Raw genomic sequence first — 6,500 nt, 5'->3', positions numbered from 1 at the left:
TAGTCAGCGTGTCCTGGACAGTCAACGTGCGCGTAGTGACGGCTTGGAGTGTCGTACTCTACGTGAGAAGTTGCGATTGTGATACCGCGCTCACGCTCTTCTGGAGCGTTATCGATAGATGCGAAGTCTTTCGCTTCACCGCCGTACACTTTAGCTAGAGTAGTACAGATAGCAGCAGTTAGAGTTGTTTTACCGTGGTCAACGTGGCCGATTGTACCAACGTTAACGTGCGGTTTCGTACGTTCAAATTTTTCTTTAGACACGATCGTGTTCCTTCCTAGTTATGATTCGCCGTGATCATTATTGATCTACGACGCGCCAGAAATTGTTATTTTATGCGCCAACGCCCGTTAGCGCAATATTTGGACGGCTTGATCTCGCAAAAAGTCGTAAACTTTTTGTAGTTCAATCGTCAATTAGTAACCACGCTCTGCAATAATTTTATCTGCGAAGTTTTTCGGCACTTCAGCGTACTCGTTAAACTCCATAGAGTAAGACGCACGGCCTTGAGTTGCAGAACGTAGGTCAGTTGCGTAACCAAACATCTCAGATAGTGGAACTTGAGCACGGATGATCTTAAGACCAGCCACACCTTCATCCATACCTTCGATCATACCGCGACGACGGTTTAGGTCACCAACAACGTCACCCATCCAATCTTCCGGAGTGGTTACTTCGACATTCATCATTGGTTCTAGAATCACAGGTTGTGCTTCTAGTGCACCTTTCTTGAATGCCATCGAGCCAGCGATCTTAAACGCCATCTCGCTTGAGTCTACATCGTGGTAAGAGCCATCAAATAGTGTAGCTTTAATATCTAGGACAGGGTAACCCGCTAGAACACCACTATTCATTTGCTCTTCGATACCTTTCGCTACCGAACTAATGTATTCCTTAGGAATCACACCGCCCACGATTTCGTCTACGAATACGAAACCTTCACCAGGTTCTGAAGGCTCAAGTTTGACCCATACGTGACCGTATTGACCGCGACCGCCAGATTGACGAACGAACTTACCTTCCACTTCCGCTTTACCACGAATGGTTTCACGGTAAGCAACCTGAGGTTTACCAACGTTACAATCAACGCTGAATTCACGCTTCATACGATCAACGATGATATCTAGGTGAAGTTCACCCATACCAGAGATCAGAGTCTGACCTGTTTCGTCGTCCGTTTCTACGCGGAATGATGGATCTTCCGCAGCCAGTTTACCTAGCGCGATACCCATTTTCTCTTGGTCTGCTTTAGAACGAGGTTCTACAGCGATCTGAATAACTGGTTCAGGGAATTCCATGCGCTCCAGAATCACTTTGTGGTTCTGGTCACACAGTGTGTCACCTGTCGTTACATCTTTCAGACCGATAGCAGCAGCAATATCACCAGCGCGAACTTCTTTGATTTCTTCACGCTTGTTTGCATGCATCTGAACGATACGACCAAAACGCTCTTTCTTCTCTTTTACAGAGTTGTAAACCGCGTCACCTGAGTTAACAACACCAGAATAAACACGCATGAAAGTAAGCGTACCCACGAATGGGTCTGTCGCGATCTTGAACGCCAGTGCTGAGAACGGTTCATTGTCGTCTGCGTGACGCTCAATTTCGTTATCTTTCTCGTCAACACCTTTAATTGCAGGTACGTCAGATGGCGATGGCAAAAATTCGATTACTGCATCCAGTACCGCTTGAACACCTTTGTTTTTGAACGCACTACCACAAGTAGCCAGTACGATTTCGTTGTTTAGTGTGCGAGTACGTAGAGCTTGTTTGATCTCAGCTTCGGTCAATTCACCTTCTTCAAGGTACTTGTCCATTAGCTCTTCACTTGCTTCTGCTGCTGACTCAATCATGTGATTGCGCCATTCTTCAGCAAGCTCGATCATGTCTGCTGGAATGTCTTCGTAAGTGAACGACATGCCTTGGTCGGCATCATTCCAGTTGATCATCTTCATCTTGATAAGGTCGATAACACCACGGAAGTCCTCTTCAGCACCAACGTTTAGTTGGATTGGAACAGGGTTCGCACCAAGACGGTTTTTAATTTGATCCACAACGCGTAGGAAGTCTGCACCTGCACGGTCCATCTTGTTTACAAACACCATGCGAGGAACGTGGTATTTGTCAGCTTGACGCCATACTGTTTCAGACTGAGGTTCAACACCAGACGAGCCACAGAACACAACCACTGCACCATCAAGTACACGAAGAGAACGCTCTACTTCGATCGTAAAGTCAACGTGTCCTGGAGTATCAATGATGTTTACGCGATGCTCAGGGAACTGTGCTTCCATACCACGCCAGAAAGTAGTCGTCGCAGCTGAAGTGATAGTGATACCACGTTCCTGCTCCTGCTCCATCCAGTCCATGGTTGCTGCACCATCGTGAACTTCACCGATTTTATGAGACAGACCAGTGTAGAACAAAATACGTTCAGTAGTGGTTGTTTTACCTGCATCTACGTGAGCACAGATACCGATATTGCGGTAGTGCTCAATAGGAGTTTTGCGAGCCACGATTGAATCCTCTTAACTTAGAGATAGGGACTATTGCTATAGCTAAAAAATGCTATCCCCTAGATATAGCAATAGTTCCTAGCATAGGCATAGGAACTAAAGAAGTGCTGCAAGGAACCTTGCAGCACTGAAAAGGTATTACCAACGGTAATGTGCAAACGCTTTGTTCGCTTCTGCCATACGGTGAACGTCTTCACGTTTCTTAACAGCAGTACCTTTGTTCTCAGACGCGTCTAGCATTTCAGCAGCTAGGCGTTGAGCCATAGATTTTTCACCACGCTTACGCGCAGCTTCAACCAACCAACGCATAGCAAGTGCGTTACGGCGAACCGGACGTACTTCTACAGGAACTTGGTAAGTTGAACCACCAACACGGCGAGATTTAACCTCTACCGCTGGGCGAACGTTTTCAAGAGCTTCTTCAAAAATAGCTAAGTGGTCTTTACCAGACTTTTCAGCCATAGAATCTAGTGCAGTGTAAACGATTTTCTCTGCAGTAGATTTTTTACCGTCAACCATTAGGATGTTAACGAATTTTGCCAGCAATTCAGATTTGAATTTTGGATCTGGAAGGATCTTACGCTGACCAATGACGCGACGACGTGGCATGGATTTATCTCCGTTGTCTTCTTCAGGTTTTATCCAAAACTTTTCAGTTTTTTCAAAAAATTAAAAATAATTTAGTGTTTGGCCTTACTTAACGGAATCCATTAAGACTTAGGACGCTTCACACCGTACTTAGAACGACCTTGTTTACGGTCATTTACGCCAGCACAGTCTAGTGCGCCGCGAACAGTGTGGTAACGCACACCTGGAAGGTCTTTAACACGACCACCACGGATTAGAACAACTGAGTGCTCTTGAAGGTTGTGACCTTCACCGCCGATGTACGAAGTAACTTCGAAGCCGTTTGTCAGACGTACACGACAAACTTTACGAAGTGCTGAGTTAGGTTTTTTAGGTGTAGTAGTGTAAACACGAGTACATACACCACGTTTTTGTGGGCACGCTTCTAGTGCAGGCACGTTGCTTTTAACAACTTGCTTTGCACGTGGCTTACGTACCAACTGGTTAATAGTTGCCATTAACTAGCTCCTGATTTACTTGAAAGTAAGCTTTGTGAAAAATCTATCCCTAGCCACCATTGGCAGTTAGGGACGCAAAATTCTATGCAGCAGTGAGAGGTGTGTCAAGAAATATACGGATCTTTTTTGTTCAATTAAAGCAATTCATCCGTAAAGCTTTATCGACAGGAAAGGTGTATTAATCCCAGGTGAGAGATTTATCGTGTTTTGCCGTCAATTCGACAAAGCCAGCGTAGTCTACGACAGTCACTGATGGACTGATACGATTTGCCATTCCACGCGCTTGAATATCGCTTTTTAATGCGAACACAGCGGCGTGTTTTATTTGGCTAAACGCCTTGTGCTGTGGATTTGCGGCGTAGACGGCATCTTCAATCAGCAAGGCAGCATCTTGTTCGCTATACAATGCGAATGCATCTTCTAAGGCTGAAACGGTTTTGATGATGTGTAACATAGCGTCCTCAGAATGACAGTAACTTGCCAGCTTGCTGCAGTTTTTCTTTTACTTGCTCAAGGCTGAGTGCTTGAGCATCTATAACGAGATCGGCTTGAGCCAATCCTCGTTGCGCTAATGATTCTGAACACACAAACACCTGTTCGATGTCGTATAGGTCGAATAACTTGAGCATCGGCGCGTAATCTTTGCTTAGGATATCGCTAGGCTCTTGCCCCAATAGAAGCTGATACACGCCATCTCCAATAAAGATCACGGTGATATCTTCGCAATACGCGGAAGCCGCTAAAAGCGCATCAACGCCTTCGCGACCAGCTGCGCTGCCATGCGGTGCGCTTCGAAATAGATAAGTTAACTGACTCAAAACTGTACCACTCTGTCTTGGGTTAACATCGCTTCGGCTAGACTGCCCAAACCCGCTTGTACAAAACCTTCTGCAAGATTGTTTTGTGTTAAACCATGTTGAGTGGCTTCATCCTCACTAATGATGCCACGACGCAGCGCTGCAGCGACACACGTTTCCAAACGCACATCATGTTCTTTAGCGAGACCTTGCCATGCTTTAGTCAAATCAAACTCATCATTAGCTGGCACACTTAACGCAGTACCGTTGGTCACACCATCTTGATAAAAGAACACACTCACCAGAGTATGCCCTTGTTCAATGACTGCTTGTGCGAATTGGTATGCGCTGCGTGCCGATTGGCTGCCGTAAACAGAGCCATTTACCACCAGCGTGTAAGTTAATCCACCCACGCTTATTCGTCCTCGGTTTTACGTTGACGAATGTATAAGTACACGGTGTGTTTTGAAATGTTAAGACGATCGGCAACACGGTTGATGGCGTCTTTGATGTCGAAGATGCCTTTGTCGTACAACTCCATCACGATCTGACGATTCTTGGTGTTGTTCGATACCGATTTATCCGCATTGATTTCTTCAATCGTGCGTTCAACGGTTTGGTCCACCAGCTCTTCTACGTCACTCGCGAAGTTCACCGAAGAAGCGGCTTCTTTCGCTTCTTGCGTTGGCATGAAAGATTGCAACACTTGCGAGAATGGCGCATCAAGGTTGACGTTGATACACAGCAAACCAATTACGCGATTTTCACCGTTGCGGATCGCAACAGTGATTGACTTCATTAGTACGCCGCCTTTGGCACGTGTGAAGTAAGAACGTGAGAAATTACGCTCAGAGCCTTCAATGTCTTTCAGCATTTTTAGCGCTAAGTCAGTAATAGGCGAACCTACTTGGCGGCCGGTGTTTTCGCCATTGGCGATTTTGATTGCAGAGGTATTTAAGTCTTCCAGAGAGTGAAGAACGATTTCACAAAACGGACCGATCAGGCTCGCGATACCGTCCACGACCGCTTCGTAAGATCTCAAGATGATTTTGTCGTGCTCAGTAAATGGCATCACGTTAACCGATTCCATTTCGAGCAACATCTCCGCATTTATTGTTTCTGTAGTTGTCATAAGCCTTCGAGCGAAAAATCAACAAATTGGTGTAAGTTTATCAGAAAATTTGAAACGCAACCTAGCAAACTCACCAACTAGTGACCTAGAACAAAAAAGGCCCGTTAAACGGACCTTTTTCAATAACTTAGCTCAGCTCGTTCTTATTGCTCAGCTTTGTCATTCTCAACTTTTAGTAGCTCAACTTCAAATACAAGTGTTGAGTTTGCTGGAATGCTTGGCGTGTCTTGGTCACCGTATGCAAGCTCTGGCGGGATAACAAATTTGAATTTAGAACCCACTGGCATTAGCTGAACACCTTCTGTCCAACCTGGGATAACACGGTTTAGAGGGAACGTTGCTGGCTCACCACGATCGTAAGAACTGTCGAACTGAGTACCGTCAATCAACGTACCTTTGTAGTGTACTTGTACAGTGTCAGTGTCTTTTGGCTTCTCGCCTTCAGCAGGTGTGATTACTTGGTATAGAAGACCTGTGTCTGTTTTCACTACGCCTTCTTGCTTTTCAAATTCCGCACGGAAATCATCGCCAGCTTTTTTCGCTGCCGCTGCTTTTTCTGCTGCTTGTGCTTGCATCTTCTCAGCAACACGTTTGTCTAGAGACTCTAGAGCAGCACGTGTTTCTTCTTCGTTTAGCTCTGCGTTGCCTTTAAAGACATCTTCGATACCTTTAAGAACAAGGTCTTTGTTTAGGTTGATACCGATTTCGCTTGGTTTTTCGATGCTAGTGCTTAGGTAGTTAGCAAATGAAACACCGATTGCGTATGCCGCTTTGTCGTCGTCGGTTTTAAAGTGAACCGCTTTACCTGTTTCTGCTTGAACTTGTTCTGCTTGAGGTGCTGCTTCTGGTTTTGTTTCTTCTTTCTGACAACCTACCGCTAGCATTACTGTTGCAGCAAGTAGCGACACTTTTAAAACTGATTTCATTAAATTCTCCCAATAATGGCTTCGCCATTGGTTATTGTGCACAA

The 6,500-nt window shown here is 45.4% G+C and carries 9 protein-coding genes; all 9 read right to left on the bottom strand.

The features are described from left to right. On the bottom strand, nucleotides 1-263 hold a 263-nt coding region (locus ACF8EG_RS25410), incomplete at its 3' end, for a GTP-binding protein (protein ID WP_245398261.1). A 153-nt stretch (nucleotides 264-416) separates the two neighbouring features. After that, entirely contained in the window at nucleotides 417-2,516 is a 2,100-nt protein-coding gene (fusA, locus tag ACF8EG_RS25405) for an elongation factor G (RefSeq protein WP_005496543.1), read from the bottom strand. A gap of 138 nt (nucleotides 2,517-2,654) precedes the next feature. Then, nucleotides 2,655-3,125, bottom strand: coding sequence for a 30S ribosomal protein S7 (rpsG, locus tag ACF8EG_RS25400; protein WP_005488949.1), 471 nt, complete (start codon nucleotides 3,123-3,125; stop codon nucleotides 2,655-2,657). A gap of 101 nt (nucleotides 3,126-3,226) precedes the next feature. Continuing rightward, a complete protein-coding gene (gene rpsL, locus ACF8EG_RS25395) occupies nucleotides 3,227-3,601 on the bottom strand; it encodes a 30S ribosomal protein S12 (RefSeq protein ID WP_004399892.1) in 375 nt (124 codons plus the stop codon). Nucleotides 3,602-3,779: 178 nt separating this feature from the next. Next, entirely contained in the window at nucleotides 3,780-4,055 is a 276-nt protein-coding gene (tusB, locus tag ACF8EG_RS25390; RefSeq protein ID WP_069504610.1) for a sulfurtransferase complex subunit TusB, read from the bottom strand. Nucleotides 4,056-4,062: 7 nt separating this feature from the next. Continuing rightward, complete coding sequence (gene tusC, locus ACF8EG_RS25385) at nucleotides 4,063-4,419, bottom strand: sulfurtransferase complex subunit TusC (RefSeq protein WP_020839770.1); 357 nt, start codon at nucleotides 4,417-4,419, stop codon at nucleotides 4,063-4,065. Beyond that, a complete protein-coding gene (tusD, locus tag ACF8EG_RS25380; RefSeq protein WP_005458288.1) occupies nucleotides 4,416-4,811 on the bottom strand; it encodes a sulfurtransferase complex subunit TusD in 396 nt (131 codons plus the stop codon). The genes tusC and tusD overlap by 4 nt, the downstream gene beginning before the upstream one ends. Nucleotides 4,812-4,813: 2 nt before the next feature. Then, the gene (locus ACF8EG_RS25375) at nucleotides 4,814-5,530 is read right to left on the bottom strand and encodes a transcriptional regulator (RefSeq protein ID WP_005438378.1); all 717 of its coding nucleotides are present in this window, start codon (nucleotides 5,528-5,530) and stop codon (nucleotides 4,814-4,816) included. 143 nt (nucleotides 5,531-5,673) lie between these two features. Next, on the bottom strand, nucleotides 5,674-6,456 hold the full coding sequence (fkpA, locus tag ACF8EG_RS25370) for an FKBP-type peptidyl-prolyl cis-trans isomerase (RefSeq protein WP_005458290.1): 783 nt from the start codon (nucleotides 6,454-6,456) through the stop codon (nucleotides 5,674-5,676). Nucleotides 6,457-6,500 lie beyond the last annotated feature (44 nt).

Source organism: Vibrio sp. YQ_11, from assembly GCF_043103065.1.
GTDB classification, from domain to species: domain Bacteria; phylum Pseudomonadota; class Gammaproteobacteria; order Enterobacterales; family Vibrionaceae; genus Vibrio; species Vibrio parahaemolyticus.
Note: the sequence above shows the minus strand (reverse complement) of the source record. Positions and strands in the feature narration are given on the sequence as shown.

Excerpts from the sequence above, each read along its gene's own strand:
- rpsL (WP_004399892.1), bottom strand. The coding sequence starts at position 3,601 with ATGGCAACTATTAACCAGTTGGTACGTAAGCCACGTGCAAAGCAAGTT.
- fkpA (WP_005458290.1), bottom strand. The coding sequence starts at position 6,456 with ATGAAATCAGTTTTAAAAGTGTCGCTACTTGCTGCAACAGTAATGCTA.
- tusB (WP_069504610.1), bottom strand. The coding sequence starts at position 4,055 with ATGTTACACATCATCAAAACCGTTTCAGCCTTAGAAGATGCATTCGCA.
- rpsG (WP_005488949.1), bottom strand. The coding sequence starts at position 3,125 with ATGCCACGTCGTCGCGTCATTGGTCAGCGTAAGATCCTTCCAGATCCA.
- ACF8EG_RS25375 (WP_005438378.1), bottom strand. The coding sequence starts at position 5,530 with ATGACAACTACAGAAACAATAAATGCGGAGATGTTGCTCGAAATGGAA.